Origin of the sequence: Paraburkholderia caffeinilytica (assembly GCF_046030355.1) — a bacterium.
GTDB classification, from domain to species: Bacteria; Pseudomonadota; Gammaproteobacteria; order Burkholderiales; family Burkholderiaceae; genus Paraburkholderia; species Paraburkholderia caffeinilytica_B.
Genome location: NZ_JAQQCQ010000005.1, coordinates 113,739 through 129,406 on the forward strand (window position 1 = coordinate 113,739; position 15,668 = coordinate 129,406).

A 15,668-nucleotide genomic window follows, 5' to 3' on the forward strand; every position below is an offset into this window, starting at 1 on the left:
CGCAAAAATTCATGTCACTTCGGAGCCTCCGAATCCTATCGACAATCATCTAGAGCGCGACATGAAGAAATCGTATTTCCTGTTTCCCTTTGTGGCAATCCTGTTGTGGGCCGGCAATGTCATCGTGTCGAAGCTGTCCGCTCACACCATCGACCCGTCGGCGATCACGTTCTACCGTCTGTTGCTGGCGGTCGCGCTGATGAGCCTGTTCACGCTGAGGCCCGCCTGGCGCAATCGCGCGGCGATCGTCCCGCAACTGCCGAAGCTCGCGGTGCTCGGCTTTCTCGCGATGGCCCTGTTCCAGAGCCTCTCGTATGAAGCGGCCAAGACCACTACGGCGACCAATATGTCGATCATCACCGCGCTGGTGCCGCTGATGACGATGGTGGCGAGCACCCTGCTGCTCGGCGAAGCGCCGACCACCGGCATGGTGGGCGGCGGAATCCTCTCGCTGGCCGGCGTGGTGTATCTGATCACGCAAGGCAATCCGGCGATGTTGCTGGCCAACGGCGCGCATCTCGGCGATCTGCTGATGATTTTCGCGGCGCTTGCCTACGCGCTGTATGGCGTGCTGCTCAAGCGCTGGCACGTGGGCTTGCCGTCGTGGCAATCCACCTACCTGCAGGCCCTGTTCGCACTGGTGTTCATGCTGCCCATGCTGCTGCGGCTGCCGGCTGCCGGCTGCCGGCAGCCGAGGCCGTGCCGACGCGCGCGAGCATACCGCTGATCCTGTATGCCGGCGTGCTGGCCTCAGTGGTGCTGCCGTTTCTCTGGATGCAGGGCGTCAAGCATCTCGGTCCGAATCGTTGCGCGCTGTTCATGAACGTGTTGCCGATCGCGACTGCGCTGATCGCGATCGCAATGCTCGGCGAAACACTGCACATGTATCACGTGCTCGGCGGCGGTACTGCGCTTGTCGGGGTGATCGTCGCGCAAATGTTCAAACGACCCGCGGTGGAAACGGCCACGGCGCGGAAATAGACCATCACGAAAGACATCTGACGGGGCGCGTGCTTTTAAAAAGCACGCGCCCTGTTGATGCATGCATGCGTTCAGCCGTGATCCGCCATCAGCATATCGCTGCCCAGGTCGCGCACGTGCGGAATGCGAAACCGCCTGAGCTTGCGGTAAAGCGACGCGCGGCAAATGCCGAGTTCGCGCGATGCGGCCGAGATGTTCCAGCGGCTCGCGGAGAGCGCACGCAAAATGTTGTCGCGTTCGCTCGGCGGCGTGACGGGCAAGCGAGGCGCATCTGCGAAACGCGCGGTATGCGATGTGGCATGGCCGCTGCTGTCACGTGACGCGGCGTACGGCTGCGGCGCTGCCTGAAACACGGTGTGATACGTCGGGTTCGGACCGATACGCCCGCTCACGCCTTTACCGGGCTGCACATTGGCCGGCAGGTCACCCGTGCGAATCATGTCGCCGTTCTTCACGGCGCACGCATACTGAAGTGCCGCACGCATCTGCCGCAGATTGCCCGGCCATTTGTAGTGCAGCAGAATCTCGCATGCCTCGCTGTCGACGTTGGCCTCGAGCGTCATGCCCGGCGCTTCGCGTTCGAGGATCGATTGCAGCAGCCATGCGCGGTCCTGCCGTTCGCGCACCGGCGGCAGATGCACGATGCCCACGGCGATCCGGTAATAGAGATCTTCGCGGAATGTCCCCGCTTCGACATGCGATTCGATGTTCTGATGCGTTGCACAGATCAGTTGGAGATCGACCGCGATCGGCTCGGCCGAACCGATCGGCGTCACTTCGCGCTCAGACAGTACGCGCAGCAGGCGGGTTTGCTGCGCTGCGGGCATATCGCCGATTTCGTCGAGGAATAGGGTGCCGCGATGCGCGAGTACGACCTTGCCTTTCATACCAGTCGAAAGCGCACCGGAGAACGCGCCGCGTGTGTAGCCGAACAGTTCGCTTTCAATCAGGTTCTCGGGAATGGAGCCGCAATTCACCGACACCATCGCCGCCTGCCGGCGATTGCTGTAGTCGTGCAGCGCACGCGCGAGATACTCCTTGCCGGTGCCGGTTTCACCGAGAATCAGAATGGGAAGTTGCCGGTCGATGAGCAGGCGGGCACGCGATAACGTGGCCAGCATCGTAGGATCGTCGCCACATAGTCGGCCAAGCGGCAGCGCCGATGAGCGAGATGAGTCTGCACGGGCGCGGTCCAATGGGTCGTGGGCGGTCATGGCATCTCTCTTTATGTATCTGATTGGCAGGATCGGCTTGGCTTGTGGCCTGGCGGATCGGAAAAGCTGCCAGCGGTTTGTCTCCGAAACCAAGCATAGTGCGATTCATTAATAGTCTCCAATACATTATGATGCGACGACTGATACCGGTTAGGTATCAGTCGGATTCCTATTCGCGGACTTGGGGCAGGCATGGAGCTGAGGCAATTACGCTACTTCGTCGTACTTGCGGAGACCTTGCACTTCGGTCGGGCGGCGGCACTGCTCAATATTTCGCAGCCGCCGCTGTCGCGGCAGATCGCGCTGCTGGAGGCGGAACTGGGCGTTGTGCTGCTGGATCGCACGCGCCGCAGCGTGCGGCTCTCGGCAGCGGGGCATCGTTTCTATCGCGACGCCAAGACGGTGATGGCCACCGTCGACCAGGCGCGCGGCCATGCGCGTGCCGCCGACCTCGGCGAGGAGGGCACGCTGATGGCGGGCTTCATGTTCGCCGCCGCGTACAGCATCGTGCCGGCGCTAACGCGTGCGTATGCCTCGGCGTTTCCGCGCGTCGAGTTGAAACTCAGCGAAAGCATTCCCACCACGCTCGTGGCCGACATCCGCGCCGGTAAGGCCGATGTGGGCATCATGTATCCGTCGGATTCGGCGGTTGAACTGGAGACTCGCACGATCTTCAGCGAGCAACTGGTCGCCGTGCTGCCCGAAGGACACCGGCTCGCCACGCGGGCGGCGATTTCCATTGCCGAGTTGCGCGACGACTGGTTCATCATTTCCCCGCATGCGGCCTCGCCGTTCATCTACAACACGATCGTGGAGCATTGCCGGCGTTCGGGGTTTACACCGCGTATCCGCCTCGAAACCAATTTCCAGCAGACCATTGTGAATCTCGTCGCACAGCAACTCGGTGTTGCGCTTGTGCATAGCTCGATGCGCAGTACGCATGCGGACAATGTCAGGTTCGTGCCGCTGCAGCATGCGCCTTATGTCGACGTCGCGCTGGTGTGGAGTCCCGATACGTTGAATCCGTGCGTGGCACGGTTTGTCGACATCGCCGCGCAATTGGGGTTGGTCGGTACGCGGTCAGCCAGTTAGCGGGCACCCGGCCGCATGGCGCACGCACGACACCTGTAGCACCGCGCGCGACAGATGTTGCGTTCTTGTCGGCCTGTTGTCGGCCTCTTCATACGAGCTCACGCCCGCCGTGGCGCGTACCTTGCGCTTCGTGTCCAAATGGCATCGAAGTTGCTAAAGAGGGGTGTCGTAATCTACTTTCCCCTCCCATGACGTCAAAGACAGAAGCTTTCCGCCATCCTGGCGCAGCCGCTTACCCACGGGTGCTGGCCACGGTAGTGCGGGAGCCGCGCGAACTGCGCGTTGAAATACCCAGTGGATACAACGCCGGCAAGGTGTTGCGCGACTTGGTGATGCACCACGGTTTCTGCGGCGCGACCGGCAGGATCTGCAGCGGTTCGGCGCGTGCGTTGCAGTACCACGTGGTCATCAAGGCGGCTCAAGGCGAACGGCCTTACATCTACGGTACCCCTAACACGGAGAATGACGAAGTCGCGTTGCTGCATGGCGCGGTAACGATCGGTAAGGATCGCGCGGGCAGCGTCGCGTTGCATTGCCACGGTGCGTTCGTCGGCGGCGATGGGCGGCTGCACGGCGGCCACGTGATTCTCGATCGTCTCGAAGTGGGCCGTGAACCGCTGGTGTTGCGGCTCTGTGCGTTCGCACACGGTGGCTTCACACAGTATGTCGACGAGGAAACGCGCTACACCTTGTTCGGGCCGACGGTGGAGGGTGCAGCATGAATGCGCTATCCAACTCGTCCGAGGTCAAACTCGAAGCGGGCCGTTACGGACGCACCGTAATCGCACGCTTGAAACCGAATGAAGACATCGTCGAATCGCTCGAGCGGTTGTGCGCACAATATGGCATCGGCCGCGCGGTGGTGCGCAGCGCGGTCGGTAGTTTGATTGACGGGCGCCTGGCGAGCGGCGCGGGCGGCGCGTCGGCTACGCAGATCGTCAAGGGACCGGGCGTCGAGATCGTGGGACTGTTTGGTGAAGTCGCGTGCGCCGTGCCGGGGCGTGACGAGGCAGGCGCGACGGAACTCACCGCGATTCTGTCCGGCACGGACAGCCAGGTGTTTGCCGGCCGCGTGGTACGCGGGGTGAATCTGTCGTTCATCACGGTGGAGGTGACGTTGCAGGAGTGGCTCGCGGACGCCGACGGTCTGTCCGAACGTGCTTGACGAATAATCAAAAATAAAACAATTCATACGTCGAAACGAAGTCTGCTTCCTGTGATTCGACAGAAATTTCCAATTCAAATGTTTGGAGATTGAATCGGCCAACACCCCATAGAAAGTCACTTTCTGGGGTGTTGACAAATCTTTTCCGAAAACCACGGCTTCTCTGCGGTTCTCTTACCCAGGATCAAAATTCGCATCCCCGGTCTTTCGTAGAATCCTGCGGCATGCGCATGCTGGGTGCGTGTCCCAAGTTGCATTGGGCGCAGCGAATTTAGGCGAAAGTTCTATGAGAAGCCGGACAATATGAAGAAAAAAGAAGCCCATAAGCGGGCGTCGATACCTATCGTGGCCGCGCTGACTACCTGTCTGTCCGGGTGCGGAAATCTCGACGTACTCGACCCGAAAGGCAGCATCGGCGCCGCTGAAAAATCGCTGATTGGCACGGCGACATTCACGATGTTAATTGTCGTGGTGCCCGTCATTCTGATGACGCTGTGGTTCGCGTGGCGTTATCGCGCGAGCAACCGTCGTGCGAAGTACGCGCCGAAATGGGCGCACTCCACGGCGATCGAGGTTGTCATCTGGACGGTGCCGTCCATCATCATTCTGTGCCTCGGCATTCTGACGTGGAAGACCACGCACGAACTCGATCCCTACAAGCCCATTGAGTCGGCCGTGAAACCGATCAATGTCGAAGTAGTGGCGCTCGACTGGAAATGGCTCTTCATTTATCCGGATCTCGGCATTGCATCGGTCAATCAACTCGCTTTCCCGGTGGGCACGCCCGTTAACTTCATGATCACGTCCGACTCGGTTATGAACTCGTTCTTCATTCCGCAACTGGGCAGCCAGATCTACGCCATGGCAGGCATGCAGACGCAGCTACACCTCATCGCGGACCACACCGGCGATTACGCGGGCGTGTCGGCCAATTACAGCGGCAGAGGCTTCTCCGATATGAAGTTCCGTGCGCTCGCCACTAACCCCGAGCAGTTCAACGCGTGGGTGGAAAAGGTCAAGGCGTCGTCAGGCCGGCTCGGCATGGACGAATACAGCACCGTGGCGCAGCCGAGCGAGAAAGAGCCGGTGCGCTACTTCTCGTCGGTCGATCCGAAGCTGTTCCACAACATCATTGCAAAGTACAACAACGGCCACGTTCTCGATTTGCGGAACAGCAATTGCAGTACGACGGGGTAACACATGTTCGGAAAACTGACACTTTCGGCGATTCCGTTCGATCAGCCCATCATTATGGGCGCGGGCGCCGTGATGGCGATCGTTGTCCTGGCCACGCTCGGTGCATTGACGTGGTTCGGCAAGTGGAAATGGCTTTGGAGCGAATGGCTGACCAGCGTCGATCACAAGAAGATCGGCGTGATGTATATCGTCGTCGCGGTTTTGATGCTGCTGCGCGGTTTTGCCGACGCAGTCATGATGCGTTTGCAACTGGCGCTCGCCTTTAACTCACCGGGCTATCTGCCGCCGCATCACTACGATCAGATCTTTACGGCGCACGGCGTCATCATGATCTTCTTCATGGCGATGGCGCTCATGGTAGGTCTCTTCAACCTGATCGTGCCGCTGCAGATCGGTGCGCGCGACGTGGCGTTTCCGTTCCTGAATTCCCTCAGTTTCTGGATGACCGCGATTAGCGCGATCCTGATGAACGTGTCGCTCGTGATCGGCGAGTTTGCGCAGGTCGGCTGGCTCGCGTATCCGCCGCTCTCGGAGCTGCAGTTCAGTCCGGGTGTGGGCGTGGACTATTACATCTGGAGTCTGCAGTTGTCGGGCGTCGGCACGCTGATTACCGCGATCAACTTCTTCGTCACCATCATCCGGATGCGTGCGCCCGGCATGTCGCTGATGAAGATGCCGGTGTTCACGTGGACCGCGCTGTGCTCGAACGTGCTGATCATGGCGACGTTCCCGATCCTGACCGTTGCGCTCGCGCTGCTCGGCCTGGACCGCTACCTCGGCATGCACTTCTTTACGAATGACGGCGGCGGCAACGCCATGATGTATCTGAACCTGATCTGGGCATGGGGCCACCCCGAGGTCTACATTCTCGTTCTGCCGGCATTCGGGATTTATTCGGAAGTGATCGCGACCTTCGCGAAGAAACCGCTGTTCGGCTACAAGACGATGGTCTACGCCACGTGCGTGATCACGGTGCTGGCGTTCCTCGTGTGGTTGCATCACTTCTTCACGATGGGTTCCGGCGCGGACGTCAATGCCTTCTTCGGCATTATGACCATGGTCATTGCCATTCCGACCGGCGTGAAGATATTCAACTGGCTGTTCACGATCTATCGCGGCCGCCTTGAGTTCACCACCCCGGTGCTGTGGACGATCGGTTTCATGATCACCTTCACGATCGGCGGCATGACCGGCGTGATGATGGCGATTCCCGGCGCCGATTTTGTTCTGCATAACAGCCTGTTCCTGATCGCCCATTTCCATAACGCGATCATCGGCGGTGTGGTGTTCGGTTATCTGGCCGGCGTTCACTACTGGTTCCCGAAGGTGTTCGGCATCAAGCTGAACGAGAAGCTTGGCAAGGCCGCATTCTGGCTCTGGTTCGTCGGCTTCTATGTGTCGTTCATGCCGCTCTATGTGCTTGGCTTCATGGGCATGACGCGGCGCCTGAACCACTATGACAACCCGGCGTGGCATCCGTTGCTGGTTGTTGCGGCGTGTGGCGTGGTGTTTATCGCGCTCGGCGTGGTCTGTCAGGTTCTGCAGGTGGTGGTCAGCGTGCGTAACCGCAAGCTGCCGGCTTACCGCGATGTCACGGGCGATCCGTGGGATGGCCGCACGCTCGAATGGGCCACGTCGTCGCCGCCGCCGGTCTACAACTTTGCCACGATCCCGATGGTGCATGAACTCGACGCGTTCACCCATATGAAGGAAACGGGGCAGGGCCTCGGCAAGGACGCGGTGTACCGCGAGATTCATATGCCGTCGAATACGAGTGCGGGGTTCTTTATCGGCATCTTTAGCCTGTTGCTCGGCTTCGCCGGGGTCTGGCATATCACGTGGCTCGCGGTGGCAGCGCTTGTCGCCATCATGGCGACGGTGATTGGACGCAGCTTCGGCAACAACGATGGCTATTACATTTCGGCGGAAACGGTCCGGTTGATCGAAGAGAAAGGCGGCAGGGCAAGCGAAACGAAGCGTGAAGAGCGGCTTGCCGCTGCGGAGGTCAACTGATGTTGCAGAAAACCAATCTTGCCGCGCTGAGCGAGCTGGAAAGCGAACATGCACCGTCCCATTCGGTATTCGGGTTCTGGCTCTATCTGATGACCGATTGCGTGCTGTTCGCGTCACTATTCGCGGTGTTTGCCGTGATGTCGCACCAGTTCGCAGGCGGACCGACAGGTAAAGATCTGTTCGATATTCCGGGCGTCGCGCTGGAAACCGCCCTGCTGCTGCTGAGCAGTATCACCTACGGTTTCGCGATGCTTGGGGCGCACAGGCGCAAGTCGGGTGTTGTGCTCGGGTGGCTGGCGATCACGTTTGTGCTGGGTCTGGCGTTTCTCTGGTTCGAAGTGCAGGAGTTTTCGCACCTGATCGCGGAAGGTGCGGGTCCTGGCCGCAGCGCGTTCTTTTCGTCGTTCTTCACCTTGGTCGGCACGCACGGGTTACACGTCGCCATGGGTCTCATCTGGATGATCGTGCTTGCCGTCCAGGTTGTCCTCAAGCCGGAAATGTCCGAGCGCGAGATTACGCGTCTTACCTGCCTGAGTCTCTTCTGGCATTTTCTAGACATTGTGTGGATCTGCGTGTTTTCGTTTGTTTATCTTGGGAGCGTGCTCTAAATGGCTCATACGCGATCATTTCATGAGGAAGAGGGGCACGGAAGTTTCTCGGGCTACATCATCGGATTCGTGCTGGCCGTGGTGCTGACAGTGGCATCGTTCGGGATGGTGATGCATGGCATGCTCGAACCGCGCTCCGCGATGCTTGTGCTGGCTGCGCTCGCGCTTGTGCAGATTGTTGTTCACCTGGTGTTCTTCCTGCATCTGAACACGTCGTCCGGACAACGGTGGAATGTGATGGCGCTGTGCTATACCGTAGTCGCCGCGATCATTCTGATCGGCGGCACGGTGTGGGTGATGCACAACGTCAGTATGAACATGATGTCACGCTAACTTACGTGCGAGATGGAGGGTTAGGGCGGCGCGCGCGGAAATCAACTAGCCGCCGCGACGCCTGATTCTGCTGCGTTACGTCACGTCGGTAAAAAGCCTGCCCCAATTTGCGAGTGGCGTCGTATCCACGCCCAGCATTCTTAACGCCTTCCAAACCACCGTGGCTACCGTGTCGTACGCAGGAATATCGGTCGCCATTTCAAACGCACGCACCAGATGCGCCGCATGCAGATTCGTGCAGAACGTCGTCACCGCGTCGGGACGTGCGAATGCGGCCTCACGCATCATGATCGCCAACTGCGCATCCGGCACTTCGGCAAAACTGAAATTGTCCTGCAAGCCCAGGTGGCGTTCCGAAACACATTCGATTCCGAGCTTCTCGTAGTTGCGCACAATCCGCTGCTGAACCTCGTCGATATACGGCGACACCAAACCCAACCGCCGCACGCCCGTTTTAGCGAGGATTTCGTTGAGCGCCAGCACCGAGGTCGTGGCGGGAATGCCGGTCGCTTCGGTAATGTGGCGGCACAACGCCTGATCGCGCTCGAAGCCGAGCCAGCCGGCCGACGTGCCGCTCCAGCCGATCACATCCACACGCGCGTCGGCCAGGAGGTTCGCGGCTGCCAGAATCCGGCTCGCGTCGAACTGACCGAGCGCCTGCTCCGATAGCGCGATCTCCGTGACCGTGAAGCGCGCAAAGTGAGCACTGACGTGCGGTAGTTCGCTGAGCAACGCGGCGGTCATCGGCTCCAAGGCCGTGTTCGAGGAAGGCGTGAGAATGCCGAGCCGGATTCTTCTGTGTTGCATTGCGACGTGTTCCTTTGGTGCTTGCTGGCCCGCGTGAGCGGTTTAGTCGGCGAGAAGTTGCTTCACGCCCTCGGCGGCCTCATGACGAAGCCGTTCGAGATCGAGACCCGGAATCACGCCGTTATCCACCACAACGCGACCGTTCACCACGTTGTAGCGAACCCGGGCGGGTTCACCCGCTGTCACCGGCGCTACCGCCATATCATGGAAGCCGTTGAAGCGCAGATCGCTGACGTCATAAAGCACGAAGTCCGCCGCCTTGCCCACTTCAAGCGTGCCGACCGCACCGAGGCCGAGTACGCCTGCGCCGCCCGCGCTGCCCCAATGAATCGTCTCTTCGACGGTGGTCGCCGTCGCACCATGCGCCGCGCGATGCACTAACCACGCGAAGTGCGCTTCATTGGTCATGCTGCCGGATTCGTTCGAAGCGACCCCATCCACCGCCAGCGACATCGGCACGCCCGCCGCCGCCATCTGCGGAGCCGGCGCAATGCCGCTGCCCAGACGCGCATTGCTCACCGGACAGTGCGCGCAACCGCTGCCGGTTTCCGCAAGCATCGCGATTTCGCTCGGCTGCAGGTGCACGAGGTGAGCGAACCAGACATCCGGCCCGAGCCATTCGTGATCGGCGACGAACTCGACCGGCAGTTTGTTGAAGCGCTCTTTGCAGAAGTCGACGTAGCGCGTCGTTTCGGAAAGATGCGTGTGCAGCCTTAAACCCATGCGCCGCGCCGCGCGTGCGACTTCGGGCAGCAGTTCCGGCGGCAGCGAAAACGTCGGCGTGGTCGGTGCAACGACGACGCGACGCATCGAAGCGTCGCCCGCATCGTGATAGCGCGACTTCAGGCGTTCGATATCCGCGAGCATTTGATCGAGCGTTTCCGGCTTGAGCGCGACCTTGGAAAAACCCGGGTGATCGCCTGCCGCCTGCAATGCGCCGCCGCGGCACAGCACGAAGCGCATGCCGAACGCGGCCGCTTCGTCGAATAAGAGGTCACCGGTTTCGGTGGTGCCGTCCGCGTGATACAGGTAGTGGTGATCGGCGCAGGTCGTCACGCCGGACAACAACAACTCGGCCATGCCCAATCGCGCGGCGACCCGCGCCAGGTCTGGCGTAAAGCGCGCGAGACGCGGATACGGCACGGCGGCCAGCCATTCTTGCAAGTCAGCGTTGATGCCGGACGGCACCGCCTTCAGCAGATTCTGGAACAGATGATGATGGGTATTCACCCAGCCCGGATAGACGACGCATGAACGCGCATCGATCACGCGTTCATCGGCGCGCGGCGCCAGGTTCGGCGCAATGGCTTCGATACGGCCGTTGCGAATCCGCAGATCGACCTGGCCGAGACGCGCTACATCGCCGCTCAAGCCGCTCAAGCCGCTCATGACCGCGACAGGGTTCTTGATCAGCAACGCTTCAGTTTGCATGCTCACGATTCAATGTCCTCTCAGATACTTCGAAGCGGCCGCCTGTCCATGGAGGCATAACGGCCGCGCTCGTTCTGTTGCCTCGGTCGCCAATCGCGTACTAGGATTCGCGCACCAGGTTGCTGTGCGTTTCGACGACTTTTTCTTCTTCGTGCGCGCCGTTCAACACCGCGTTCAGCACGACCGACACCAGGCACGCCAGCACCACGCCGCTATGCAGGAAAGGCTGCGTCCAATCGGGCATATGCTTGAAAACTTGCGGCGCCATCACCGGAATCAGTGCGGTGGCAATCGTGAACCCGACGATCAGCACGTTGTAGCGATTGCCTTCGAAGTCCACCTTCGCCAATGTTTGCACGCCGGCTGCCACCACCACACCGAACATCGCGATGCCTGCACCGCCGAGCGCCGCTGCGGGCGTCGATGCGACCACCGCGCCGATCTTCGGCACCAGCGCCACCACACACATCAGCACGCCGCTGATCGCTACCACCCAGCGGCTGCGCACGCCGGTCAGGATCACGAGGCCGACGTTTTCCATGAAGGCGATGAAGGGGAACGCCGCGAACATGCCGGCAATCGCGCTGGCAAGACCATTCGCACGCATGCCGCGCACCACGTCTTCCTCACTCACGTCTTTATCGACGATGTCACCGATGGCGACAAACAGCCCCATCGATTCGACCATCTGCACCACCATCACGACGATCATCGTCAACACCGGCACCAGCGAAAACACGGGTGTGCCGAAGTGGAACGGCATCGGCAGCGTGAACCATGGCGCCGCACCCACGCTCGCAAAATTGCCCATGCCGAGGGCGCACGCCAGAATGCCGCCCGCAATCAGGCCGATCAGCACGGAGAGATTGCGCAGGAACGGGCCGGCAAAGCGGTTGATCCCGAGAATCACCAGGGCGACGAATAGCGTGACGCTCAGGAAGGGTAACGCACCAAATTGCTGCTGTGCCGCTTCGCCGCCCCCGGCCCATTGATACGCAACGGGGAACAGTTGCAAGCCGATCACGGTCACGATGCAGCCGGTCACCACAGGTGGAAAGAACCTTCGTAAGCGTCCCACCAGGGGCGCCGCGAACATCGTGAAGAGACCCGCGCCGATCACCGCGCCGCACACACCGGCGAAGCCGACGCCCGGGCTCAGGCCGATCGCGATGACCGGCCCGACGCTGCTGAACGCGACGCCTTGCAGAATCGGCAGCCGCACGCCGAACTTCCAGACGCCGACGGTCTGCAGAATCGTCGAGATGCCGGAGCAAAACAGCGCCGTGCTGATGAGCACGGTGGTATCGGCCGGTGACATCTTCAGCGCCGACGCGACAATCAATGGAACAGCAATCGCGCCGATGTAAGCCACTAGCATGTGCTGCAAGCCGAGCGTGATCATCTGGCGCTTCGGCAGAATCCGATCGACGGGGTGTATGGCGGTGTTCATGACGTGTCTCCTTTGTCACGCAAAGCTGTCGGCCGGAGTGAGTGCTTCAGGGTTTGCTCCAGTCGCAGCACAGCGATTTTCGGTTTCTGGCCGGAACGCACCGCACGGCTTCGCTGTGCAGCATCACGTCGCGCGCCGGCCGAATCTCCCGTCAGGCCATCATCGGCACGGCAAGACAGGCATGGAAGCGGTCGGTCAGCGCGGCGCGATCGAGATCGCGTCCGATGAATACAATGCGGCACGAGCGTGGTTCAGTGCCCCACACCTGCGCCGCGCGAAGTTCGATCACGTTATGCACGCCTTGCAGCACATAGCGGTGCGATTGGCCTTGCAAAGCGAGAATGCCTTTCATACGGAACAGGTTGGTGGCGTCGGACTGGCGCAACTCGGTGAGCCAGACTTGCAGCGCGTCGAGATCGATGTCCGCATCGACTTCGATGCCAACTGAGGACACGCTTTCGTCGTGCTGATGGTCGTCGTGATCGTCGTCATGATGGGCGTGTTCATGATCGTGATGTGCTTCGTGTGCTTCGTGCTCGTCGTGGTGATGCGCGTGGTCGTGCTCGACTTCTTGCAAACCATCCGTCTCCACGAGAATCTGCGAGAATTCATTCGCACCAACGCCGAGAATCCTGTCGAGATCGATCTGGGCGTAGCTCGATTCGACGATCTCGGCCGTCGCGTTCAAGCCGCGAATGCGCTGGGTCAGTGAAGCGACATCCTCCGCGTTCACCAGATCGACTTTATTGATCACGATACGGTCCGCGCAAACGATTTGATCGACTGCCTGGTTGTCGCTGCCGTCGAGCACCAGATCGTCCAGATGCGCGGCGATGTGCTTGGCGTCCACCATCGTGACGACCGCATCCAAGGTCACCTGTTTCGCGATCGGATCGTCGAGAAAGAAAGTTTGCGCGACCGGATACGGATCGGCGAGCCCACTCGTTTCGACGATGATGTGATCGAGCCGGTCCGGCCTTTCCACCAGCATGCGCACGATTCGCACCAGGTCCTCGCGCACCGCGCCGACGCAGCACACGCAGCCGTTGGTCATCTCGTAGATCTCTTCGGTCGATTCGAGCACCAGGCCACCGTCGATACCGATCTCGCCGAACTCGTTTTCGATCACCGCGATCTTGCGGCCGTGTTTCTCGCGCAGGATGTAGTTGAGCAGCGTCGTTTTGCCGGCGCCGAGAAAACCGGTCAGCACCGTGACGGGGATTTTCTCGATTTCGTTGTGGGTGGTGTGAATGTGATTCATGGCTCATCTCCGTTTCTTCGTTCGTGCTGCGGTTCGTGCGGTTCTACTCGTCAGGCGATATGCGGTGCGAGGGTTTGCGTGTCGATCTCGGTTGCGGTGTCCTGCTCTCGCCAGCGTTTGACGGTGCTCGCCTCGAGGCCGAACAGATCGAGCACGCGGCCCAGTGTGTGATCGATCATCTGGTCGAGGGAAACAGGGCGCGCGTAAAACGCCGGCACAGGCGGAGCGACGATCGCGCCCATTTCGGTGACGGCGATCATGTTGCGCAGATGCGCCAGCGTGTACGGGGTTTCGCGCGCCAGCAGCACCAGGGGGCGGCGCTCTTTCAACGTGACGTCGGCGGCGCGCGAGATCAGGCTCGACGACATGCCGCTGGCAATTTCGGCAAGCGTCTTCATCGAACAGGGCGCGACGATCATGCCCAGCGAACGGAACGAGCCGCTGGAGATCGCCGCGGCCATGTCGTCGCAACGGTAAGTGAAGCTGGCGAGCGCGCTGACTTCGGCGAACTTGTAGTCGGTTTCGTGCGTCATCGTCAGCATGGCGCTGCGCGAGACGGTCAGATGCGTTTCGATGCCGAGTTCACGCAGCAATTGCAGCAGGCGCACGCCGTACGTGAAACCGGACGCGCCGCTGATGCCGACTACCAGTCGCCGCGGGATCATGATTGGGCTCCGGCGCTGGCGCGGGCCAGGATATCGACGGCGTGTTGCATGGCGCTCTCGCTGATCTTCGCGCGAATGCCGTCGAAGTGAGAACCGCGTGTCGCATCGATACCCATGCGCGACGTGGTACCCGCGGCGGACGAAGAGGGATCGAGCGGACTGCCCGGCAAACCGTCGACGATAAACACATCCTGATGCGGCTGGAAATGCGTGGCGATGGCCCACAACACCTGCGAATCGTTGGTGATGTCGATATCGCTATCCACCGCCACCACGTTCTTCAGATACGGGTCCCAGCCGAGCAGCGCGAGCATGATCTGGCGCGCTTCGCCGTCGCGTGTCTGATTCAGTGCGACGTAGCAGTGAAAGTGGGTACCCGAGTTCGGATAGTGCAGCGCAGTGACGGAAGGAAAACGTGCCTTCAGCTTCTCGCTCATTTCCGCTTCGCGCGGCAAGCGTGCCAGCGTCAGATGCTCGGCATATGGACCGCCGACAACATCGACGAGCCACGCATCGTTGCGCCGCATCATTGTGTCGACGCGCAGCACGTTGTTGGTCGAGCGGTCCGACGAATAGCCGGTGAACTCGCCGAACGGCCCTTCTTCTGCATGAGCGTCGGGATCGATCGTGCCTTCCAGAACAAATTCGGCGGAAGCGGGTACGCCGATTCCGTATCGCGGCGTGCGCACCAACTCCAGCGGCGCACCGAACAGTCCCCCAGCAATCGCGCGTTCGTCTGTACCGAAAGGCACGCGCGCCGCGGCGGCCAGCATGAACAATGGATGCGCGCCGATCACCATCGCGACCTTCAACGTGTCGCCCCGCGCTTTGGCGGTTTGCAGCATGCGCCAGAGGTGGCCGCGCGAATGCAGGCTGGTTGCCAGCGCATTGCGGGCATGGCGCATCGAACGGTGATAGCTGAGGTTCGCGACACCCGTCACCGGATCTTCGGCGACGATCACCGCGTTGGTGATATACGGGCCCCGATCGGTATCGAAGTGGCGGATCATCGGCAGTTGCGCGAGATCGACGGCGTCGCCTTCGATAACCTGATCGAGAATGGGACCGGTCGGAACGAAAACCGGCGCGATAGGCGCATTCGCACGCTGTTGGTAAGCGTCGAATAGGCCCGACGCATCGACGTCGAACAGGCGGCCAATGCGCGTGCGTGAAGCAAAAAAATTGGTGACCAGCGGTGTTGCAATGCCATCGACCTTTTCGCAGATCAGCATCTCATGCCGTCCGCGTGCGGCCAATTCGGCCACGATAGCGGTGACGTCCTGATCCGCGGCCACGGGCTGCTTGATGGTCAATACGTCGTCGGGAAACTGCTCGCGATACGCAAGGGCAAAGCGATGAAAATCCTGCGTGGAGCGGAAGAGGTTATCCGCCATAGTGAACTCCGTCGAAAGCGATAACGAAAGCGGACTGTCGGGGCTGGCAGGCGCGGC

At 60.8% G+C, this 15,668-nt stretch carries 14 protein-coding genes and 1 pseudogene; 8 read left to right on the plus strand and 7 right to left on the minus strand.

The features are described 5' to 3' along the window. The first annotated feature begins 61 nt into the window (after positions 1 to 61). A pseudogene (locus tag PQQ95_RS09685) lies at positions 62 to 981 on the plus strand (DMT family transporter). A 71-nt stretch (positions 982 to 1,052) separates the two neighbouring features. Here the strand turns inward: PQQ95_RS09685 and PQQ95_RS09690 are convergent. Then, positions 1,053 to 2,195 (minus strand): sigma-54-dependent Fis family transcriptional regulator, encoded by a 1,143-nt coding sequence (locus PQQ95_RS09690; RefSeq protein ID WP_408437164.1) that lies wholly within the window; start codon positions 2,193 to 2,195, stop codon positions 1,053 to 1,055. A gap of 192 nt (positions 2,196 to 2,387) precedes the next feature. Here PQQ95_RS09690 and PQQ95_RS09695 point away from each other — a divergent pair, with 192 nt between their 5' ends. The 7 genes from PQQ95_RS09695 to cyoD all read left to right on the plus strand — a co-directional run bounded on the left by PQQ95_RS09695 (position 2,388) and on the right by cyoD (position 8,603). Continuing rightward, positions 2,388 to 3,287 (plus strand): LysR family transcriptional regulator, encoded by a 900-nt coding sequence (locus tag PQQ95_RS09695; RefSeq protein ID WP_408437165.1) that lies wholly within the window; start codon positions 2,388 to 2,390, stop codon positions 3,285 to 3,287. 188 nt (positions 3,288 to 3,475) lie between these two features. Beyond that, on the plus strand, positions 3,476 to 4,009 hold the full coding sequence (locus PQQ95_RS09700; protein WP_408437166.1) for a hypothetical protein: 534 nt from the start codon (positions 3,476 to 3,478) through the stop codon (positions 4,007 to 4,009). Next, on the plus strand, positions 4,006 to 4,452 hold the full coding sequence (locus PQQ95_RS09705) for a PPC domain-containing DNA-binding protein (RefSeq protein ID WP_408437167.1): 447 nt from the start codon (positions 4,006 to 4,008) through the stop codon (positions 4,450 to 4,452). The genes PQQ95_RS09700 and PQQ95_RS09705 overlap by 4 nt, the downstream gene beginning before the upstream one ends. Before the next feature lie 303 nt (positions 4,453 to 4,755). Further along, positions 4,756 to 5,649 (plus strand): ubiquinol oxidase subunit II, encoded by an 894-nt coding sequence (cyoA, locus tag PQQ95_RS09710; protein ID WP_408437168.1) that lies wholly within the window; start codon positions 4,756 to 4,758, stop codon positions 5,647 to 5,649. A gap of 3 nt (positions 5,650 to 5,652) precedes the next feature. Next, positions 5,653 to 7,662: a cytochrome o ubiquinol oxidase subunit I gene (cyoB, locus tag PQQ95_RS09715; RefSeq protein WP_408437169.1), complete on the plus strand. Its 2,010-nt coding sequence runs from the start codon at positions 5,653 to 5,655 to the stop codon at positions 7,660 to 7,662. Next, a complete protein-coding gene (gene cyoC, locus PQQ95_RS09720) occupies positions 7,662 to 8,270 on the plus strand; it encodes a cytochrome o ubiquinol oxidase subunit III (protein WP_408437170.1) in 609 nt (202 codons plus the stop codon). Before cyoB ends, cyoC begins: the two co-directional genes overlap by 1 nt. Further along, complete coding sequence (gene cyoD, locus PQQ95_RS09725) at positions 8,271 to 8,603, plus strand: cytochrome o ubiquinol oxidase subunit IV (RefSeq protein WP_408437171.1); 333 nt, start codon at positions 8,271 to 8,273, stop codon at positions 8,601 to 8,603. It abuts the gene before it with no gap. Positions 8,604 to 8,678: 75 nt separating this feature from the next. On the opposite strand, the gene PQQ95_RS09730 is transcribed toward cyoD, so the two are convergent. The 6 genes from PQQ95_RS09730 to PQQ95_RS09755 all read right to left on the minus strand — a co-directional run bounded on the left by PQQ95_RS09730 (position 8,679) and on the right by PQQ95_RS09755 (position 15,611). After that, entirely contained in the window at positions 8,679 to 9,410 is a 732-nt protein-coding gene (locus tag PQQ95_RS09730; protein ID WP_408437172.1) for a maleate cis-trans isomerase family protein, read from the minus strand. Positions 9,411 to 9,452: 42 nt separating this feature from the next. After that, entirely contained in the window at positions 9,453 to 10,841 is a 1,389-nt protein-coding gene (locus PQQ95_RS09735; RefSeq protein WP_408437455.1) for an isoxanthopterin deaminase, read from the minus strand. Positions 10,842 to 10,941: 100 nt separating this feature from the next. After that, entirely contained in the window at positions 10,942 to 12,291 is a 1,350-nt protein-coding gene (locus tag PQQ95_RS09740) for a nucleobase:cation symporter-2 family protein (RefSeq protein ID WP_408437173.1), read from the minus strand. Positions 12,292 to 12,442: 151 nt separating this feature from the next. After that, complete coding sequence (locus PQQ95_RS09745) at positions 12,443 to 13,552, minus strand: CobW family GTP-binding protein (RefSeq protein WP_408437174.1); 1,110 nt, start codon at positions 13,550 to 13,552, stop codon at positions 12,443 to 12,445. A 50-nt stretch (positions 13,553 to 13,602) separates the two neighbouring features. Continuing rightward, entirely contained in the window at positions 13,603 to 14,217 is a 615-nt protein-coding gene (locus tag PQQ95_RS09750; protein ID WP_408437175.1) for a UbiX family flavin prenyltransferase, read from the minus strand. Continuing rightward, positions 14,214 to 15,611: a UbiD family decarboxylase gene (locus tag PQQ95_RS09755; RefSeq protein WP_408437176.1), complete on the minus strand. Its 1,398-nt coding sequence runs from the start codon at positions 15,609 to 15,611 to the stop codon at positions 14,214 to 14,216. The genes PQQ95_RS09750 and PQQ95_RS09755 overlap by 4 nt, the downstream gene beginning before the upstream one ends. Positions 15,612 to 15,668 lie beyond the last annotated feature (57 nt).

Excerpts from the sequence above, each read along its gene's own strand:
- PQQ95_RS09690 (WP_408437164.1), bottom strand. The coding sequence starts at position 2,195 with ATGACCGCCCACGACCCATTGGACCGCGCCCGTGCAGACTCATCTCGC.
- PQQ95_RS09695 (WP_408437165.1), top strand. The coding sequence starts at position 2,388 with ATGGAGCTGAGGCAATTACGCTACTTCGTCGTACTTGCGGAGACCTTG.
- PQQ95_RS09700 (WP_408437166.1), top strand. The coding sequence starts at position 3,476 with ATGACGTCAAAGACAGAAGCTTTCCGCCATCCTGGCGCAGCCGCTTAC.
- PQQ95_RS09705 (WP_408437167.1), top strand. The coding sequence starts at position 4,006 with ATGAATGCGCTATCCAACTCGTCCGAGGTCAAACTCGAAGCGGGCCGT.
- cyoA (WP_408437168.1), top strand. The coding sequence starts at position 4,756 with ATGAAGAAAAAAGAAGCCCATAAGCGGGCGTCGATACCTATCGTGGCC.
- cyoB (WP_408437169.1), top strand. The coding sequence starts at position 5,653 with ATGTTCGGAAAACTGACACTTTCGGCGATTCCGTTCGATCAGCCCATC.
- cyoC (WP_408437170.1), top strand. The coding sequence starts at position 7,662 with ATGTTGCAGAAAACCAATCTTGCCGCGCTGAGCGAGCTGGAAAGCGAA.
- cyoD (WP_408437171.1), top strand. The coding sequence starts at position 8,271 with ATGGCTCATACGCGATCATTTCATGAGGAAGAGGGGCACGGAAGTTTC.
- PQQ95_RS09730 (WP_408437172.1), bottom strand. The coding sequence starts at position 9,410 with ATGCAACACAGAAGAATCCGGCTCGGCATTCTCACGCCTTCCTCGAAC.
- PQQ95_RS09735 (WP_408437455.1), bottom strand. The coding sequence starts at position 10,841 with ATGCAAACTGAAGCGTTGCTGATCAAGAACCCTGTCGCGGTCATGAGC.
- PQQ95_RS09740 (WP_408437173.1), bottom strand. The coding sequence starts at position 12,291 with ATGAACACCGCCATACACCCCGTCGATCGGATTCTGCCGAAGCGCCAG.
- PQQ95_RS09745 (WP_408437174.1), bottom strand. The coding sequence starts at position 13,552 with ATGAATCACATTCACACCACCCACAACGAAATCGAGAAAATCCCCGTC.
- PQQ95_RS09750 (WP_408437175.1), bottom strand. The coding sequence starts at position 14,217 with ATGATCCCGCGGCGACTGGTAGTCGGCATCAGCGGCGCGTCCGGTTTC.
- PQQ95_RS09755 (WP_408437176.1), bottom strand. The coding sequence starts at position 15,611 with ATGGCGGATAACCTCTTCCGCTCCACGCAGGATTTTCATCGCTTTGCC.